Origin of the sequence: aff. Roholtiella sp. LEGE 12411, from assembly GCF_015206995.1 — a bacterium.
Taxonomy (GTDB): domain Bacteria; phylum Cyanobacteriota; class Cyanobacteriia; order Cyanobacteriales; family Nostocaceae; genus Komarekiella.
The window spans coordinates 19,409-36,986 of record NZ_JADEXR010000036.1; the positions used below are offsets into that span (position 1 = coordinate 19,409).

At 41.4% G+C, this 17,578-nt stretch carries 14 protein-coding genes and 3 pseudogenes; 11 read left to right on the top strand and 6 right to left on the bottom strand.

Annotation, left to right across the window (positions count from 1 at the left end; genetic code table 11):
• Window positions 1-58: 58 nt before the first annotated feature.
• Both IQ246_RS10860 and IQ246_RS10865 read left to right on the top strand, forming a co-directional pair.
• Entirely contained in the window at window positions 59-2,875 is a 2,817-nt protein-coding gene (locus IQ246_RS10860; RefSeq protein WP_244141987.1) for a type I restriction endonuclease subunit R, read from the top strand.
• A 656-nt stretch (window positions 2,876-3,531) separates the two neighbouring features.
• Window positions 3,532-3,768, top strand: a complete 237-nt coding sequence (locus IQ246_RS10865; RefSeq protein ID WP_194002827.1) for a hypothetical protein — start codon at window positions 3,532-3,534, stop codon at window positions 3,766-3,768.
• A 57-nt stretch (window positions 3,769-3,825) separates the two neighbouring features.
• Here IQ246_RS10865 and IQ246_RS10870 read toward each other — a convergent pair.
• Together IQ246_RS10870 and IQ246_RS10875 are read right to left on the bottom strand one after the other, a co-directional pair.
• Window positions 3,826-4,308, bottom strand: a pseudogene (locus IQ246_RS10870) (transposase); the annotation flags it as partial.
• Between the two features lie 210 nt (window positions 4,309-4,518).
• Window positions 4,519-4,974, bottom strand: a pseudogene (locus IQ246_RS10875) (transposase); the annotation flags it as partial.
• An 81-nt stretch (window positions 4,975-5,055) separates the two neighbouring features.
• On the opposite strand from IQ246_RS10875, the gene IQ246_RS10880 reads away from it, so the two are divergent.
• From IQ246_RS10880 to IQ246_RS10910, 7 genes and pseudogenes are all read left to right on the top strand, one after another.
• Window positions 5,056-5,217, top strand: a complete 162-nt coding sequence (locus IQ246_RS10880; protein ID WP_194002880.1) for a hypothetical protein — start codon at window positions 5,056-5,058, stop codon at window positions 5,215-5,217.
• A gap of 381 nt (window positions 5,218-5,598) precedes the next feature.
• Window positions 5,599-5,826 (top strand): hypothetical protein, encoded by a 228-nt coding sequence (locus IQ246_RS10885; protein ID WP_194002829.1) that lies wholly within the window; start codon window positions 5,599-5,601, stop codon window positions 5,824-5,826.
• Between the two features lie 184 nt (window positions 5,827-6,010).
• Window positions 6,011-7,291, top strand: coding sequence for an acetyltransferase (locus IQ246_RS10890; RefSeq protein WP_194002831.1), 1,281 nt, complete (start codon window positions 6,011-6,013; stop codon window positions 7,289-7,291).
• A gap of 18 nt (window positions 7,292-7,309) precedes the next feature.
• Entirely contained in the window at window positions 7,310-7,891 is a 582-nt protein-coding gene (locus IQ246_RS10895; protein ID WP_244141988.1) for a hypothetical protein, read from the top strand.
• 675 nt (window positions 7,892-8,566) lie between these two features.
• Window positions 8,567-8,785 (top strand): annotated as a pseudogene (locus IQ246_RS10900) (ISAzo13 family transposase); the annotation flags it as partial.
• A 1,024-nt stretch (window positions 8,786-9,809) separates the two neighbouring features.
• Window positions 9,810-10,049: a DUF6737 family protein gene (locus IQ246_RS10905; protein WP_194002833.1), complete on the top strand. Its 240-nt coding sequence runs from the start codon at window positions 9,810-9,812 to the stop codon at window positions 10,047-10,049.
• Between the two features lie 721 nt (window positions 10,050-10,770).
• Window positions 10,771-12,561 carry a ShlB/FhaC/HecB family hemolysin secretion/activation protein gene (locus IQ246_RS10910; protein WP_194002834.1) on the top strand — a complete coding sequence of 597 codons (1,791 nt, stop codon included), beginning with the start codon at window positions 10,771-10,773 and terminating at the stop codon, window positions 12,559-12,561.
• A gap of 245 nt (window positions 12,562-12,806) precedes the next feature.
• On the opposite strand, the gene IQ246_RS10915 is transcribed toward IQ246_RS10910, so the two are convergent.
• Window positions 12,807-12,995, bottom strand: coding sequence for a hypothetical protein (locus IQ246_RS10915; RefSeq protein WP_194002836.1), 189 nt, complete (start codon window positions 12,993-12,995; stop codon window positions 12,807-12,809).
• A 43-nt stretch (window positions 12,996-13,038) separates the two neighbouring features.
• On the opposite strand from IQ246_RS10915, the gene IQ246_RS10920 reads away from it, so the two are divergent.
• Window positions 13,039-13,737: a response regulator transcription factor gene (locus IQ246_RS10920; RefSeq protein ID WP_194002838.1), complete on the top strand. Its 699-nt coding sequence runs from the start codon at window positions 13,039-13,041 to the stop codon at window positions 13,735-13,737.
• A gap of 554 nt (window positions 13,738-14,291) precedes the next feature.
• Window positions 14,292-16,253, top strand: coding sequence for a cytochrome c peroxidase (locus tag IQ246_RS10925; protein ID WP_339379243.1), 1,962 nt, complete (start codon window positions 14,292-14,294; stop codon window positions 16,251-16,253).
• A gap of 58 nt (window positions 16,254-16,311) precedes the next feature.
• On the opposite strand, the gene IQ246_RS10930 is transcribed toward IQ246_RS10925, so the two are convergent.
• The 3 genes from IQ246_RS10930 to IQ246_RS10940 all read right to left on the bottom strand — a co-directional run bounded on the left by IQ246_RS10930 (window position 16,312) and on the right by IQ246_RS10940 (window position 17,385).
• The gene (locus IQ246_RS10930; protein WP_194002840.1) at window positions 16,312-16,464 is read right to left on the bottom strand and encodes a hypothetical protein; all 153 of its coding nucleotides are present in this window, start codon (window positions 16,462-16,464) and stop codon (window positions 16,312-16,314) included.
• A gap of 178 nt (window positions 16,465-16,642) precedes the next feature.
• Window positions 16,643-16,978 (bottom strand): XisI protein, encoded by a 336-nt coding sequence (locus tag IQ246_RS10935; RefSeq protein ID WP_194002842.1) that lies wholly within the window; start codon window positions 16,976-16,978, stop codon window positions 16,643-16,645.
• Window positions 16,966-17,385 (bottom strand): XisH family protein, encoded by a 420-nt coding sequence (locus IQ246_RS10940; RefSeq protein WP_194002844.1) that lies wholly within the window; start codon window positions 17,383-17,385, stop codon window positions 16,966-16,968. Before IQ246_RS10940 ends, IQ246_RS10935 begins: the two co-directional genes overlap by 13 nt.
• Window positions 17,386-17,578 lie beyond the last annotated feature (193 nt).

Consider the following 17,578-nt stretch of genomic DNA (forward strand, 5'->3'; position numbering starts at 1 on the left):
AAGAATTAACACAGATTAATTAAGTTTTGTATTTAATCATGTTTATACTTAACACGTCATGCACACGGAAGACAAATTTGAGGTCATCATCGAACGGGAACTCCTGCAACTCAGTGGCTATCACCAAGGGAACGCAGCCCACTACGACTTAGATACAGCCCTTTTCCCCACGGAAATCATCAAATTTATCCAAACCACCCAACCCCAACAATGGCAACGCCTAGCCAACACCAGCGATGCCCAGAAAATCATTATAGATAGTCTCACCAAAGAACTCAAAAGCCGAGGAATGCTCGATGTCCTCCGCAATGGCTTCAAATGCTATGGTAAAACCCTGCGAGTCGCCTACTTCCAGCCGAATACAGGTATGAACCCTGAAACTTTGGCACTCTACGAGAAAAATCGCCTCACTATCACCCGCCAAGTCAGCATCAAAACTGGACGTATTCCCGATATTCTCCTCAGCATCAACGGTTTACCCATCGCTACTATCGAACTCAAAAACCCCCTCACCGGGCAAACATACCAAAACGCCATCCACCAATACAGACACGATAGAGATCCCAAAGATCCGCTATTTGCCTTTAAACAACGGTGCTTAGTACATTTCGCCGTAGACACCGAAGAAGTTTGGATGACTACCAAACTCGCTGGAGAAAATACCCATTTCCTACCCTTCAATAAAGGCAATCATCATGGTGCAGGCAACCCAGTGGGAGAAAATGAAGAATATCGCACCAGTTACTTTTGGCTAGAAGTATTACAAAAAGATAGCCTTTTGGATATCTTGACCCGTTTTCTCCACATCGAAATTAAAGAAAGCAAAATTCCCACCGCCACTGGCGTTAATTACCAGAAAAAAGAAACCCTGATTTTCCCCCGCTACCATCAACTTGATGTGATTCGTAAACTCATCGCCCACACCAAACAACACAAAGCCGGACATAATTATCTCATTCAACATTCGGCAGGATCGGGAAAATCAAACTCGATCGCCTGGTTAGCCCATCGCCTGGCTAACCTCCACGACAACCAAGACGAAAAAATTTTTCATACCGTTGTCGTCATCACCGATCGCACCGTACTAGATCAACAACTGCAAAACACCATCTATCAATTTGACCATAAAGCTGGAGTTGTTCAGAAAATTGACGAAAACACCCAACAACTGGTTACAGCCCTCAGCGACGGTGTACCGATCATCATTTCTACAATTCAGAAATTCCCCTTCATTACTAAAGCCATCGAGACTTTAGCCAAAAAAGGCAAAGCCATAGACATTATCACCAAAGATAAACGCTTTGCCGTCATCGTTGATGAAGCCCACGGCTCCCAAACCGGAGAAACCGCCGCCGAACTCCGCAAAATCCTGAATAAAGATGGTATTGAATCTGCGATCGCCGCCCAACTCCTGGAAGATGAACTAGAGGAAGATAACCTCAGTGACGAAGCCAAAAAACAACTACTAAAAGAACAACTCACCCGCACCAAACAACCAAACCTCAGCTATTTCGCCTTTACCGCCACCCCAAAACACAAAACCCAACTGGTATTCGATGAACCTGGAGAGAACGGCGAAGCCCCCTTTCATCTATACACCATGCGTCAAGCCATCGAAGAAGGCTACATTAAAGACGTTTTAGCCAATTACACCTGCTACGATCGCTATTACGAACTCGTCCGCACATCTGAAAATAATCCCGACTTACCCCGTCGCCAAGCAGCCAAGGCGATCGCTCAATTTCTCGAACTTCATCCCCACAACATCGCCCAAAAAGTAGAAATCATCGTCGAACATTTCCGCAATCATACCCGTCACAAAATTGGGGGTCAAGCCAAAGCAATGATTGTTACCTCTTCCCGTGAACACGCCATTAAATACAAACTCGCCTTCGATAAATATATTAAAGAAAAAAACTATAGCAATATTAAATCTCTTGTTGCTTTCTCCAGTTCTATTAACCTTGATGAGTTCCCCGAAGAAACATTTACTGAAGTCAACATGAATGGCGGGATCAAAACTTCAGAAATTCCTGATAAATTTGCCAGCGATGCCTATCAAGTATTGCTTGTCGCCAACAAATTTCAAACCGGATTTGATCAACCATTGCTCCATACTATGTTTGTTGATAAACGACTTGATGGAGTTCAAGCCGTTCAGACCCTATCCCGCCTCAACCGTACCACCATAGGTAAAGAAGATACTTTCGTTTTAGATTTTGTCAATAAACCCGAAGACATCTACCAAGCCTTTAAAACCTACTACGAAGAAACCCCCATTGGAGAAACCGCAGATCCGCAACAATTAAATGATCTGTCTTACCAGCTTTATAAATGGCAACTTTTTAGCCAAGACGATGTAAACCAGTGGTGTGAAATTTGGTTTCGTCCGAAAACTTCTCTAACTGGAGGCGAACACAAAAAATTAAATATATTACTAGACCTCGTTATTGAAAATTATAGAGCCTTGCAAGACACAGATAAAGAACTATTTAGAAGCCAAATTACCAGCTTTCGCAACCTTTACCTATTCCTTGCCCAGATTATTCCTTATCAAGATTCTGAACTCGAAAAACTTTATGCTTATGGACGTTTCTTACTAAAGAAATTACCCCGTAGTACCCAAGCTCCAAAAATTGATTTATCTGGGGATATAGAACTAAAATTTTATCGCCTGGAAAAAATTAGTGAAGGGAAAATTGATTTAACCGCAGGTAAAGCAGAACCATTAAAAGGTGCGATCGCAGTCGGAACACGCCAGTTAGATAAAGAAGTCCCCTTATCCCAGCTGATTGACTCCCTTAATGAACGTTTTGGTACTAGCTTCACTCCAGCCGACCAACTCTTTTTCGAGCAAATCACCGAAACTGCGTAGGCGCAGCCCGTCGTAGACATCGCTAATGACTCCATCAAACAAGCGGCTCAAGTTAATACGAAAGAAAACTTTGCTCCGGTTCTAGAAAAGCATCTGGAAAACCTATTTATCGAACGCATGGATGGTAATGAAAAAATCTTTATGCAAGTGATGAATAGTGAAGAATTTAAAGCAGTTGTGTTTGAAAAATTACTATCGAGTATTTATGAGAGTATCAACAGTAAAGAGTCAGATTAGCACTTGACACATTGGCAACGATCGCCGATATTTCCTTTAATCTCCCGCAGTGCTAAATTCATCTTGCACTGCTTCCAAGTTACTGTGAGAGATACGTATATTATTTGAGACTTAGTTGATTTTCTTCTCACGGAGACTAACTTTAATGATGTTTATTTATCCAAATGGCACAGACGAAATATTTGTCATCCCTCCAGATGTGTGCTTTTTTTCATTGTACCAGTTGCCAATTAAGGCTTTCAGGTTGATAGCTGACTGAGATTTCTAACTTAGTTAGTCTAAGAATTAGCCCTAAGTGTTGACAATTTATAAATAATCGAATAACAAGGTGGCAGCATCATTAAATAAAAAGCGTTAGTGCATTCCTACCTAGAAACTAATTAACGCCCTCTACTAAACTTCATACGGATAATATAATCATGCCAGAAAATACGGATAACAAAGCTTCCCAATCAGAAACTCAGGCGATCGCTTACAAAGAGCGTCTTAATTCTTGGGCGATCGCTCGTTTACTTCCTGACACACAACGGGAGATTGTCGCCCGGTTCCGCAGTCGTTCTGATGCAGATGGTTATATGCAGCACCTACGCCAAGAAAAACCAAATACTTCTTTCATGGTTGTTTTTGATTGTAAACGCGAAGAAGTTGTAGTTTAAATTTCAGGGAGAGGCGAGTCATGAGACATCGCCTCTGCGTATCTACACAGTTGGAGCGACAATATTTGGCATTTCTGACTTAATGTTAGCTAAAATATCTTTCCTTTTATGGAAACTAGCATTATCGAGAATAATTTGGATCTCATCCTCAATGCTACTTTTACACAAGTACTTCTGCGGTATGTTATGGTAGTCAACTTTATCACCGTATTTACGACGAGAACGACAACTGGGGTCAGGGGTTTGATAAGGTATATATAATGCCGAATCATGGCGGAGTTTGGAAATTATGTGCAAGTTTACTTGCCGAGCCATCTGTAAAGCATTCTTGTTTCCAAAGTGACTATCTAGTACTAAGTAGGTAAGGGGAATAAAATTACCTAGTAACTGGAAAAGCGAATTAATCATTTTCTGAATCCGAAGTAATTCAGATGTTAATGTTACCTCCGTTTTATTCTTGTTTTTACTTCCTTTTGGTCGTCCACGCTGACGTTTTTCTTGAGGTTTTATTTCTCGGTTTGGTGACGGGCTACCTTTTTCTACATCAGGGCAAACGCATCTAAAGTACTCTTGATCACGACCGATATTAAGAACCAACGAAAAAATCTTTCCTTTCGCGTTTGATTATTTTTAAAGCCCCAAAGCGATGTCTACGACGGGCTACGCCTACGCCTAAATTTTTCGCAATAAGCAAGAGCTAATGATATTATTTTTAAGTCTATTGAGAATAGACTTTGTTTATTGACATGATGCGGCCGCCCTGTTTTCTACATCGCTCTTGATTACCTGTTCTACCTGGATTGGAAACGAGTGCCTTTGTTCAACACTTACTAATGATAATGTAAAGAAAGATAGTCCTAATATAGGTCTACTTACTAGGCTGGAAAAGAATCTATCCAATCCATAAGTTTTTTTACCTGATTTACTCACTACAACTTCATCTCCTGCCAGCAAATACACCTCATTCGCACCGAACAAATGCTTGCGGAAAAATAGCCAAAACAACGTTGCCCAAGGTATTACTGTCTGGAAGAATCTCAATATCGTCCGATAACTACCACCAACCCCTGCCCATCGCGAGATTCCCAACATCGTGACTCGCCCGCTCATCGCTAACATCGCCAGGATTATTTGGTTAAATTGTCGCATCGTTGTCGCGTTGATCTGCGGTAGCAGGCATTGCAGGAGTGATAAGATATCAGGCATGGGCTGCTTGTAGTGTTTGAGTTGTCGTTGTGAGAGACAATAACTCTACTACGAAACGCTCTACCTCTTGATGCTCTTATTTTGGCAACGGTATTGATTCTTGTTAAGGGAATAGTTTATTTTCTGGAAGTCCCTTATATGTGCGATCGCATTTCTCATCTGGGAAATATTCCATCTTTGGGGTCTATTATTCGCGAAAAATCTGTTCTCAATCCTTTTGGTTGCTCATGGGTGACTGAATAACTTTTTTCCCGAAATATTGAGGAGATACCTTAATTTTTTACCTATACTGATTATCTTTTAGTAGCAGCAATTAATCTAATCTTATTCCTTAAGATAGATGAATTTTCTTAGTAAATTATTATCCTTTGAATACAGCTTTCCATTATAAATTTAATATCATTTGTATGATTTACATAAATTTTATCAATATCTAAAACTCTAGTATTAAGCAGTAAATAGGGTTACAATAAACTGTTAGTTGCTGGATGCAGCAATTAACAGTTCATGAAATTAAACTTGAAAGTTATTAGGTCAGGTAAACCGAAAAGTTTAAGCGTGTCCTGTAACTTTTTGGTTTACATTACCCAATAAACTTGGCCAACTATTAGGTAACAAGGAATAATGTTGAAACGTCGCGTAATACTAGCTGGTTTAAGTGTACTTAGCTTAACGTTAGCTGTGAGTACTAAAGTATATGGACAGTCCACAACTGGGCCAGATGCTTGGGAGACTGTCTACAATGATGCGGTTGCTGGAGCAACAACGACAATTTCAGTGCCGCTTTTAGGCTTTTTGTTATCAGTTGTCTTACAAATATTCTTCAAGTTGGCAGGTTTTTGGGGCGGTTAATTCTTGGTCTCATACCTAAAAGGAGTCTCAATAGAGGCTGTTACAGTGTAATTTTTGGTAATTTCTCAGCCTGCGTAGACGCTCTGCGTCTTGTTGCTAGACATCGCCTGAATAAATCTCTCATTCATTAACGCAGATTATCCCATAGTCAAATATTCCATAACCCGTGAGGACTTTTTTTCCTATGTTCAAACCTCGCACAATTTTTAGTGCTTTAACTGCAATTATCCTAGCGTTTGCCATCAGCACACAGATATATATACAACCCGCAGTAGCTGCTGGAGGAATCTGTAATCCAACTGTGGGAAACCTACCTGTATGCCCAAGTACCGCACCTTCCGAGTCAGCTAGTTTTATTGACCCAAAAGCAACAATCATCAATCCCACAAATATTACCTTGGGCAAAAAAGTCTACGTCGCTCCATTTGCTAAGTTAGATGCTACTAATGCTCCTATTAGTATTGCAGCAGATTCTAATGCTCAAGACCAAGTGAAAATCACAGCTTCAGGAACGGGAGTGCAGATTGGCGAGCGTGTCATTATGGCACACATGGCCGTTGTCAAAGGTGCAGCTAAAATTGGTACTCAAGGTTCCACAGGGCCTTTTACCGACACAGTTACCAATACTCAGTTTAGCAACACTGTTCCAGAGACTTTTCTCGCCTTCAATTGTGAAATAGACGGTGCAATTATACAAAGAAACACAGTAGTCAACTTTCTGGCGCGAGTTGGCCCTGGTGTTACCTTACCCGCTGGTAAAGTTGTCTTGCCTGGTAAAAACGTCACAACTAATCAACAAGCTACTAGCGGCAGTTTGGGGAAGGTGGCAAACTTGACACAAGCAGACGTTGCATTAATGGGAGGCATTATTGAAGTCAATGAAGCATTTGCCAAAGGTTACACAGATTTAGCCAGAGCAGACTTGACCAACGTAACAGGAATTAATTATGCTCCTGTCACCTTCTTTAACTCTGGAGGTCTGCCGCAGATAGGTGGAAGTCCAACTCGTGATCCGAACTATCGTAACCGCATTATCGGTAATCTTACTTTCCAAGATTCTTTAGCAACGCTCAACAACAAACTAGCTAATAGAATTTCGCTGCGTGCTGATGAGGGTGAACCTTTTAATGTTGGACGAATTGGCGGTATGGCAAACGATGTTGTGTTTCACGCATTAGAAACCACTAGTTTGACTCTTGGTAATGGTATTGGTTATGGGCCTCGCGCTCTAGTTCATGGCGGTAGGCAGGTTGTCAATGGTGTTGCTAATGGCCCTGAAACTAGCGTAGGTGATGCAGTAGGGTTAGGGCCGAACTCTGTTATATTCCGCGCCAGCATTGGCAACAGATCAGCAATTGGGCAAAGAAGCGCAGTCTTCAACTCTACAGTAGCTCCCAGAACGCATATCCGTTCTCGAACAATCTATGCAGACAACGGCAACCTGATTTTACCTGTGGAGTGGTAAGCAACTGAATTTTGCATCATGATGAATCGGAAAATATTGTCGGTGCAATTACAATGCCTACGATTGATTGTGCTGTTCACTTTGATATTCGGATTGATACTAGGTGTTGATGACAGTTCATCTATAGCTGCTGAAATCACCTCAAATCAGCCTCAAGTTGTACAGCCTTCAGTCACCGGACTTGTCTCTACATTGTCGGATGAAGTCGAGGAATTACCATCAGACTTAATTCGCTGGTCAACTTACTGGCAACTTTGCTGGCAAGCATATCCTGAAGCTAAAGCATACGAACTGCAAACGGTGCTTACCGAAGGCAAGTCTCCCAAGTTGAAACGACAAGGCGATCGCTGCTTTCGTATACAAGCTGCATCTAATGAAAACCAAAAATCACAAGGATTACTCAACCGTGATTTAATCTTGTTAATGCATAAAATTCAGCTTGGTTATCGAGTGCGAGCCGTCTTAGATAACAACCGCGTCAGTGAATGGTCTCGAGTAATGGCAGTCGGTGCAACTACTACCTCTCAATTGAATGGTACTAATAACACCTGTAATAGCGCTTGTGGCACCAACGATAGCACCGAGAGTGAGTTTTTCTAATGTTTGTGGTGCAATCCCAGCGTGAGGATACCCTAGTAAAGGTGCTTGCCCTTCATAAAGGATGATATACGTAGAGGGAGATTTTCTCTGATGAGAATAGCTTGTGCCATTCCAAAGCGCAATGGATCAATGAGATTTGCGACACTTTGGCGATCCATTCGGTTGAATAGTGGGGTTTTAGCTTTTAAACTCATCATGAAAAACGAGAAGATTGACAAGAGTCCCCTGACTTAGTTCGTCACACATACTGGTGTCGTTAGTGCACCATGAATGCTTAACTCAATATACAAATCTGAGGCAGTAATAGTCATGCTTCTCCTTGAACCATTGTTTTGTCCTTGTTGTACTCCAGCCATATTGCATTTACTAACTCAATCCGAGCTGACTCAGCACATACTCCAATTAAGAACGGGGTCAGTTTCTGCGGCTATCAGAAGGAATCAAAAACAGCAGCAGCGATCTCTATCCGTAGAACAAGAACCAAACCTCACTAGTTAGTAACACCCCAAGTCAAATCACAGACAAAGAAAGGGAAAGATTAATGGAACTTCCAGAAAATAAACTATTCCCTTAACAATAATGATAATTATTTTAAATGGGGATGAAGGGGCAGCCCTTTCATCCCCATTTTGTAGTAATTTGAATAATGACGCTTGTTTTTGAGTGTGGTAACTGATGGCTATAGTATTAACTGATTCTCTCAACAAGTTGTTGATTGAAACTGCATCTCAATTATTTGGTGCAGCAAAGCGTAAATTTATGGCTTCGACATTTCAGGGCTTAGGTTTAGGAGGGCAAAGGCTTGCAGAATCAGAATTAGGATGGAATCGAGATCCTATTAGGAAAGGGATAAGAGAATTAGAAAGCGGTATTACTTGTGTTGATAAGTTTTCCCTAATTTAGGTAATTGGTTTATTGATATTTGTTGTAGTAAAACAAACGTGATTTGATTTTAATAACAGCATTTATTTAGCTACAAGACAAACTAATTTTACACTGTTTAACTTCAAAGTAGACGACAAGTGTATAGACCAGGGCAAACGCATCTAAATTACTCTTGATCACAATGAAAGTTAAGAACCAACGAAAAAATCTTTCCTTTCGCGTTTGATTATTTTTTAAGCCCCAAAGCGATATCTACGACGGGCTACGCCTACGCCTAAATTTTTCGCAATAAACAAGAATTAATGACATTATTTTAAACTCTATTGAGAATATGTATTGCTTATTGACATGATGCGGCCGCCCTGCGGTTAACTTACGCCAAGCTGTACTAGTTTGTGCAACTGCTTTGAATAAGGGTGGCGGGAATTACCGTTATAATTTAGCGATCGCCAATTGGATTGATTTGTCCAACAAATTTCAACAAATCCGCGAGTCGTCTACAGATATTAGCTCCTTTGTATACAGTACGTATTGAACTAGGGAACTATGAGCAGCGTAGCATGAAAGACTAAGCATTGATCGTATTCATCAAGTTACTATCAGTGAACCAACATGCTAGACAAATAGCTCAGTACTTCTGTTAATGAAATCTGTATGCTATGACTAAAGCGCTTATTAGTAGTCATTTACTCATAATAAATAGACTATAATATAGTAGATATTGCTATTGAGTATGAATGTAAAAATGCTAATATTTATTGTTATTCAGTTTGTTAGAGATAAGTTAATAATTAACAGAATAAAAGTAAAAAAATGTGATGGACACGAACAACTTTATTGTTCACTTAATGAACAGGTCAGAAGTGGATTTGGTGATGATTTGGGCAGTAGCAGAAGGCTAAAATCCAGGGAAATACATGGATTACAAAATTTTATATCAACATTCAACATTTCTGCGTCTATGCATTCTACTGTTTTGTATTTATGCTAAAACTTGTTCAACAAAAATTTACAGCTTTTCCAAATAAAACCAATGTCTAAACAAAAGTCGGTAAGTCCTTGGAACTATAAACCTTGGTGGTGTCAGCCCTGGTCTATAATTCTTACAGGCGTCACGCTGATTATTGGTAGCTGGTTACTATTTAAAGTAATCTGGCTAACAACTCTTATCTCCATTCCTGTATTGGCTTGGATGGTATTTTTTGTGTTAGTTTGGCCAAAACTGATTGTTCGCAGTGGGATTTTAGATTTGTATCACAGTGACAATCCATAACATTAAATAGTAAAAGAAGTTAGGAGTAATTAGGTTTTATATAAACTGTATTAGTTTGTAACTCTTACTCCCTTAACTTCTTCTCTATAACTATATAGTGTAGGGTCATGTCAAGTTGTTCTAATCCGTCGAAGGAACTCAATATTAAGAGTTAGCTTCTCTCGGTATGAGTATAACCAATAGTTGCCATCAATAAAATTACCAAAGCTTTGAAGCGGCTTTTTTCTCAGTTTCTGTGGCAAGGTTTACAGAATCATTGAAGTTGCTTGCACTTTGGACTCATGATTATTTTTATGAGACAATTGGGAAAATTAGCTCTGCAATTATTCAAGCTTACATCAATCACCCTCATTACAGTTGAAAGGCTCAAAGAGCATAGTAGTTAAAACTTATTGCGCCGCCTTTGCTCTTCGTTATGAAAACGCGAAGCTCCCAATTGACCGCCTTATTTCGGTGGATTAACATTATTGATAACTTTGCTACCAATATTATCCTAGTCACTTGGTGCAAAATATAAAGTAAAATAACTTTCACTATTTGGTATTGTTTATTTGATATAACAAAAATCAAATTCTCATTAATATATGGCGAAGGTAGTAATTCTCAAACTAATTGGTGATCTGAAACACCAGGCATATTTGAGGGTACTGAGAAAATGCAGCGGCACGGTTAGAGTCTTGATTAGCACAGATAATATCCCTGCAACACCTAACTCAATATCATGATCGATAAACACCTGAAAAAGCTTGCAGTGTCCTGGTTGCAGCTGAGTATATTTATGTTGTTTAGCGGCATGAATTCTAGACCTCTAGAAGCGCAGGTTATTGATAACGCGCAACTACCGAATGATTCCATACCATCTCAACAACTCCCACCGCCACAGGATATTCAACCGCCTTCGCCTTCTCCACTTCCCTCGCCTCAACTACCACAGCCACTTCCTCCACCAGCAGAACTACTTCCACCCTCTGCTCCAACTCTCACACCTGACGAATCACTTCCTAGTAAAATTCCTCTAACTATTACTGTTGATCGGTTTGAAGTTTTTGGTAGTACAGTCTTTAGTCCAGAAGACTTAGCTAAAGCTACTGCTGAATTTACCAAACGACCGATATCACTGGCCCAACTGTATCAAGCCCGTTCTAAAATTACTGAACTATACATTAACAACGGTTACATTACTTCTGGTGCTTATATACCACCTCAAACAATTCAGTCCGGTGTCATCAAAATTCAGGTGGTCGAAGGTAAATTGGACGAAATCCAGGTAACTGGTAATCGGCGGCTAAATTCCAATTATGTCCGTAGCCGTATAGCAATAGCTACAAAACCACCTTTGAATCGACAGCGACTCTTAGAAACACTGCAACTTTTGCAACTCAATCCTCTGATTCAAAACTTGTCTGCTGAACTATCAGCAGGGTCACGTGTTGGTACAAGTGTGCTAGAAGTGAAGATTAAGGAAGCAGAAACCTTCAGTACCCAAATAGTACTTGATAATGGGCGATCGCCAGCCGTAGGAAGCTTCCGGCGGCGAATCCAACTGGGTGAAGCCAACTTACTCGGACTGGGAGATGGTCTGAATCTAACCTACGCTAATACCGATGGTAGCAACTCATTTGAAACCAGCTATACATTGCCTCTCAATCCCAACAACGGGACACTCATTTTCAACTATGGCACTATATCGAGCGATGTCATTGAACGTCCTTTCAATAAGCTCAATATCGAATCAGCTTCCCGCTACTACGAATTGACATTCCGTCAGCCAGTCATTCAAACTCCCACACAAGAATTAGTACTTGGTTTAACAGCCTCCCGACGGGAAAGTGAAATATCTTCTTTGCGGTTTCAAGGTAAATCTTCCCTTAATGAACTCTCGCCAGGAGCGGATGAAAAGGGACGTACCAGGGTATCTGCGTTGCGATTTTTTCAAGAATGGACGAGTCGCAACAGCCGTGAAGTTATTGCCCTCCGCTCTCAATTCAACTTGGGCATCGGTGCGTTAGATGCCACAATTAATTCAGATCGTCCCGATAGCCGTTTTTTGGCTTGGCAAGGTCAAGCGCAGTGGGCACGTCTTTTAGCCCCTGAAACCTTACTGTTACTCCGTTTAAATACGCAACTAGCATCCACATCGCTTCTGCCTTTAGAGCAATTTGGCTTAAGTGGTCAGGATAATGTTCGTGGCTATCGTCAAGATTTCTTGCTGACAGATAATGGCACTTTTGCTTCTGCTGAAGTGCAAATCCCGGTACTCCGCTTACCCCAAATAGATAGCACATTACAAGTCATCCCTTTTGCTGATTTCGGTGTCGCCTGGAATAGTTCGAGTAGAGACAATCCCAGTCCTAATACTTTAGCTTCCGTTGGTCTGGGGTTGCGCTGGAGACAAGGCGATCGCCTCACTGCTCGTCTTGACTGGGGCATTCCTTTAATATCTGTTGACTCGAATGGAGGAACATGGAAAGAGAACGGGCTATATTTTTATTTACTCTATAATCCTTTTTAAAGTCTAAGAGGTTGTTTGAAAAGTCTAATTTATTACTCACCGGGCGACTGGAAGTCGCGGCTACACAATCAAAACCCTTGATTTTCATAGTCCACGGAGGTGGACTTCTCTGCGAACGCTGTTCGCGTTCGTTTGTGTAGTAGCGAATTCTATTCGCCTAATACTTTTCAAACATCCTCTAAACTCGCCTAAATGTGTGCGATCGCACTCCGGCTGCGATCGTCACTAATTCTTATTGTGCTTGTTTATAGAACTCCCAATCGTGAACCGTGAAATAATTCCATTCGGAATTCGGAATTGGTAATTTGTAATTTGTAATTGATATATATAGTAATCCCATTTGATTCGTGAACTGACTCGTAGAGACACCGAATGGAGAATAGGTAATAGGGAACAGGAAAAAAGGGAGTTAGAGGTGTACGCAGTTTTTTCAAAAATCAAATAGGAATCCTAACGAATTTATATGAGGTAGCCCCGATGAAAAATGATGAATCTTCTCCAATTCGCCTATTAATCGTTGACGACCAGAGCCTCATTCGTCAGGGACTTAAAGCAATATTAGAACAGGAGCCTGATTTGCACGTGGTCGGTGATGCCGAGAATGGCAAGGTTGCTTTAGAGCTTGTGGCCGCACTCCAGCCTGATGTGGTGCTAATGGATATTCGGATGCCCGAAATGGATGGAAGAACCGCGACAAAACTGATTGTGCAAAACTTTCCCAATGTTAAAGTTCTCGTCTTGAGCACATTTGATGATGACTCTTATCTTACAGGAGCAATGCGGGCAGGCGCAAAAGGATATTTGCTCAAGGATATGCCCTCACGTGAGCTAGCAGATGCGATCCGCTTTGGGCATTATGGCTATACTCAGTTTGGGCCTGGGTTATTTGATAAATTGTTGGCTACCAAAGCTACATCAGCTACGACTAGCCAAGACTCCGCCTCATCAAAGCCATCGGAAATCACCGCACGAGAACAAGAAGTTTTACGTTTGATAGGCGTTGGCGCAACTAACCGCGAAATCGCCCAACAACTTTACATTACCGAAGGAACCGTAAAAACTCATGTAACCAGTATTCTCAGCCGTCTCAATCTCAAAAATCGATCGCAACTGGCCATTTATGCAAATTCTGTTTTCAATGAAGAAAACAAACCATCCGGGAAGCTTGGAAATTGAAAACTCCCCACTGCTAGAAGCCGAGATCTGGAACAGGGCTGACGCAAAAATTGCTCCCAAGGCTCAATTGATCGAACTGCTTTCTCTACTGGAGGCTCCGCCAACGCCTTGGTCTGGTAGAGAAGAATTCGTAGAGTGTGCGTAAGTTCTGTTGGGTAGTCCATAAATGAACTTTCAATCGATACCCAGTACATTTGTTTTGCTAACGTAATATCTCACTACGTCTGGCATCCTATTAAACAGACCCAGCATCAAAGCACTAGTTACGAAACAGAATGCGTATCTCTGTCAATATTTGCGTATTCAAGATTAAAAGTAGCAATAATCTGATGCTAAGTCCTGCTTGATATTTCTTCTAGCAGAACTTAACCTAAATTTGAATATTTTTTTTAGTATAAAAATCGACTATACAGTGTAATATTGCTATGTATTATTTTATTCCGTAAATGAAAATAGCAAATTTTGTCCCAGCAATTGTACTGATTGCGTTTTTGACAACTTTTTTGTGCATCAGATTCGGGCTAAGGCCAGTTCCAAAAAGATCTTCACGCTTTGTGGCAGTTTTTGTGATCGTTGCTATGGCGATCGCTAGTGGAGGTTTAGTATCTGCACAAGTAACACTGTCCCCGGCTCCTAATCCGGCTCCTCTAAACAACATCACAAGCCTTCCCGCACCTACGCCTGGAGACCCAACCCCAGCGCAGCCGCCACTGCTAGCTGCGGTGGCTCAACCAAGCAATCTCACAGACTTTGTTCAAAATGAAACAGCCCTACTCAAGCTGGGAAAATCCTTATTCTGGGATATGCAACTTGGTAGTGATGGCGTTCAATCCTGCGCTAGTTGTCACTTTCATGCGGGAGCAGATAATAGATCTAAGAATCAAATCAGTCCTGGTCTTCTGGCATCGTTGAAAGATATAACTTTCCAAGTAGGTGACAAAAAAGTAGTTAGTGCTCCTAACTATCAACTGACGGCGGCAGATTTTCCATTTCACAAACTGGCAGATCCTAACGATCGAAACAGTACAGTTCTTTTTGACACTAACGATGTTGCCTCATCCCAAGGTGTATTTAACAGTGTTTTGAATAACGTTGTTCCAGGTCAAGCAGTGGATAATGTGACATCCATAGCAGATCCAAACGGCTTTCAAGTCAATGGAATTAATGTGCGTCAAGTTCAGCCGCGTAATACTCCAACGGTAATTAATGCAATCTTCAACAAACTCCAGTTTTGGGATGGTCGCGCTAAGGAAACCTTCAATGGAGTGAATGCTAAAGGTGTAGTAGATTCTAATGCTAGAGTTTTCATAGCTACAGGACGAAACCAACTAACTCCAGTTTCCGTTTCGTTGAACAATTCTTCTCTAGCTTCCTTAGTAACCGAACCACAATTGAGTCCATCTGAGGTATCTGCTAGTGGTCGTACTTTACCTGAAGTCGGTACTAAGTTTTTCCGAAGAAGAGGTCAGAGTATTAAAAGCCTTAGACCATTAGGTAAACAAGTCGTACATCAGCAAGACAGTGTTTTAGGAGCTGACAGTCGATTCCCTAGACCAGGTCTGGCGATCGCATCCTATGATAGACTGATTCGGCAAGCCTTTAAGCCGCAATGGTGGAGGTCAAGGGCAATCATTGAAGTTGACAGTAATGGAGCACCAACAGTCATTCCCAGAAATTCTAATGGTAATGACAGTGAGGAAGGACAGACTTTAGCTGCAAATCAGTTTTCCCTCAGGGATTGGAACTTCTCCTTATTCTCTGGGTTAGCAATGCAAAAGTATATCTCTACTCTTGTATCTGACCAGACACCTTTTGACAAATTCCAGGCGGGAGATGTCAATGCTCTCACCGAGCAGGAAAAAAGTGGTCTGACTGTGTTTGTCACTGCTTCAAACGGCACGCCCGCAATTCCTGCAACTAATGGTGGTGGTGGTTGTAACACTTGCCATACGATTCCAGAATTCACTAGAGCTTCGGTGAGAAGAACCGAAGGAGTAGCTTCAACTGATGCTACTAATCCGCTCATTAATGCAACTAACGGCTTCTTTGCTAACTACGGTGTTAGACCTGCCTCAGAAGACCCAGGTGCTGGAGACTTCACTACATCAAGATTCAAAGCACCTGCCCTCCGTAACATCGGCTTGACTGCTCCATACATGCATAATGGTGGAATGGCAACCCTGGAGCAAGTAGTAGACTTTTACAGTCGTGGTCGAGGTGACGACACTAGACCTAATGCACCAACTGGTGTAACACCATTGAACTTAAGCGATGCTAAAAAAGCTGATTTAGTGACTTTCTTAAGAACCGGACTCACTGATCAACGAGTCCTCCTTGATCAAGCACCCTTTGACCATCCGCAACTGTTTGTCCCCAATGGACATCCCGGCAATCAATTGTCAGTGACAGCCAGTGGCAATACTAATGGGACTCCTACTGCGACAGATGCGCTATTGGAAATACCAGCTGTTGGGCGGAATGGTCTGACTGTTCCCCGTCCAAATTTCTTAGAGTAGCAGACTACCGACATAGTTATCCCATAAACCTTAGTTGTTAGTTATAAAAATGCCTGCTCTAATGGGCATTGGGCATTTGTAGCTTCTTTCCTAGGCCCCATTCCCCATTACCAAAAACTCCATCTCCTTGTGGGTGGAGTTTTTCATTTTTTGCATCTCCCAAAGCTTGTTTCTTCTCACACTGCTCCAAGAGCCTGAGCAGATATTGCATTAGCTGCGGCTTCTATTCTTCACTACCCAGTAGCAGCAAACCTTATAATCCCATAATTCTAGATATTCTCGTAGATAATTTTGAGAAAGTATACACTGCGATTTGCGTTGGTGCAGCCCGCCGCAAATCGCCTAACTTCTTGCTTCTTTCTTCTTAGAGAATACACAACTAAAGATAATTAAGATACAGCAAAATCCGTGTATTGCCGTAGTTCAGCGGGATGGAAACCCAAGACAATATCTTCGCGCAAAATACCCGCTCCTAATAATGCCTCTGCTACTGGAACAGAAGTACCATCATATTGAATCCACACTTTATCATTAATAATATCTATATGTACCACCGAACCGTGTACACGGCGTACTCCATCCCAACCGATATGTAACACTTCGTAGTGGTCTCGCTCCGAGTCAATGACTGGTTCTGGCTCTATTTGACCGTTAGCTGGTTTGTGAGTAGCATATTCAAATATCAACTGACGAATAATTTCACGATACCGAGCTAGCTTATCCATTTGATAATCCTCTCTAGTTGCTCGTCAAAGACAATTAGGTTTATTCCTATGCTATTAAGAATTAGCTGACCAAAGCGTTCGGAAAATATACCTTCATAGACTCGCTTGGGAACTGCTAAATAAAGTTGGCGTTTTGGTTCTACTTCTTTAAGCACGCTGCGATAAATTTCATACTGTCCTACAGCTTCCTGGAGGTCACTCACGGGAGAAGGACTCAGAAAACTTTTGATTTCAACAGCTATTTTTTGATTATCCCTCTCAGCAGTAATGGTAACTCTTTTTGCTCCAATATCTACGTAAAGTTCTCTACCCCCATAAGCGAGGTATAAGGGATCGTTGGTTATTGTCCAACCATCTGCTGTAAGTGCTTTAATAACTGCCGCATGATAGATATCTCTGGCTGGCATTAGTCGAAAGATAGCTCCAAAAACACAGCTTTAATGTAGCAATATTATTATTTTGCAGAGGCGCGATTTTACCATCTGGCGGCGAAAACTTAAATAAAGCCCTTTTCAAAGCCTGGTAAGGTTCATAAAAAAGCGATCGCTCTTTTCCCAACACAGACAAAAATGCGATCGCTATATTTTATCCTTATCCTTG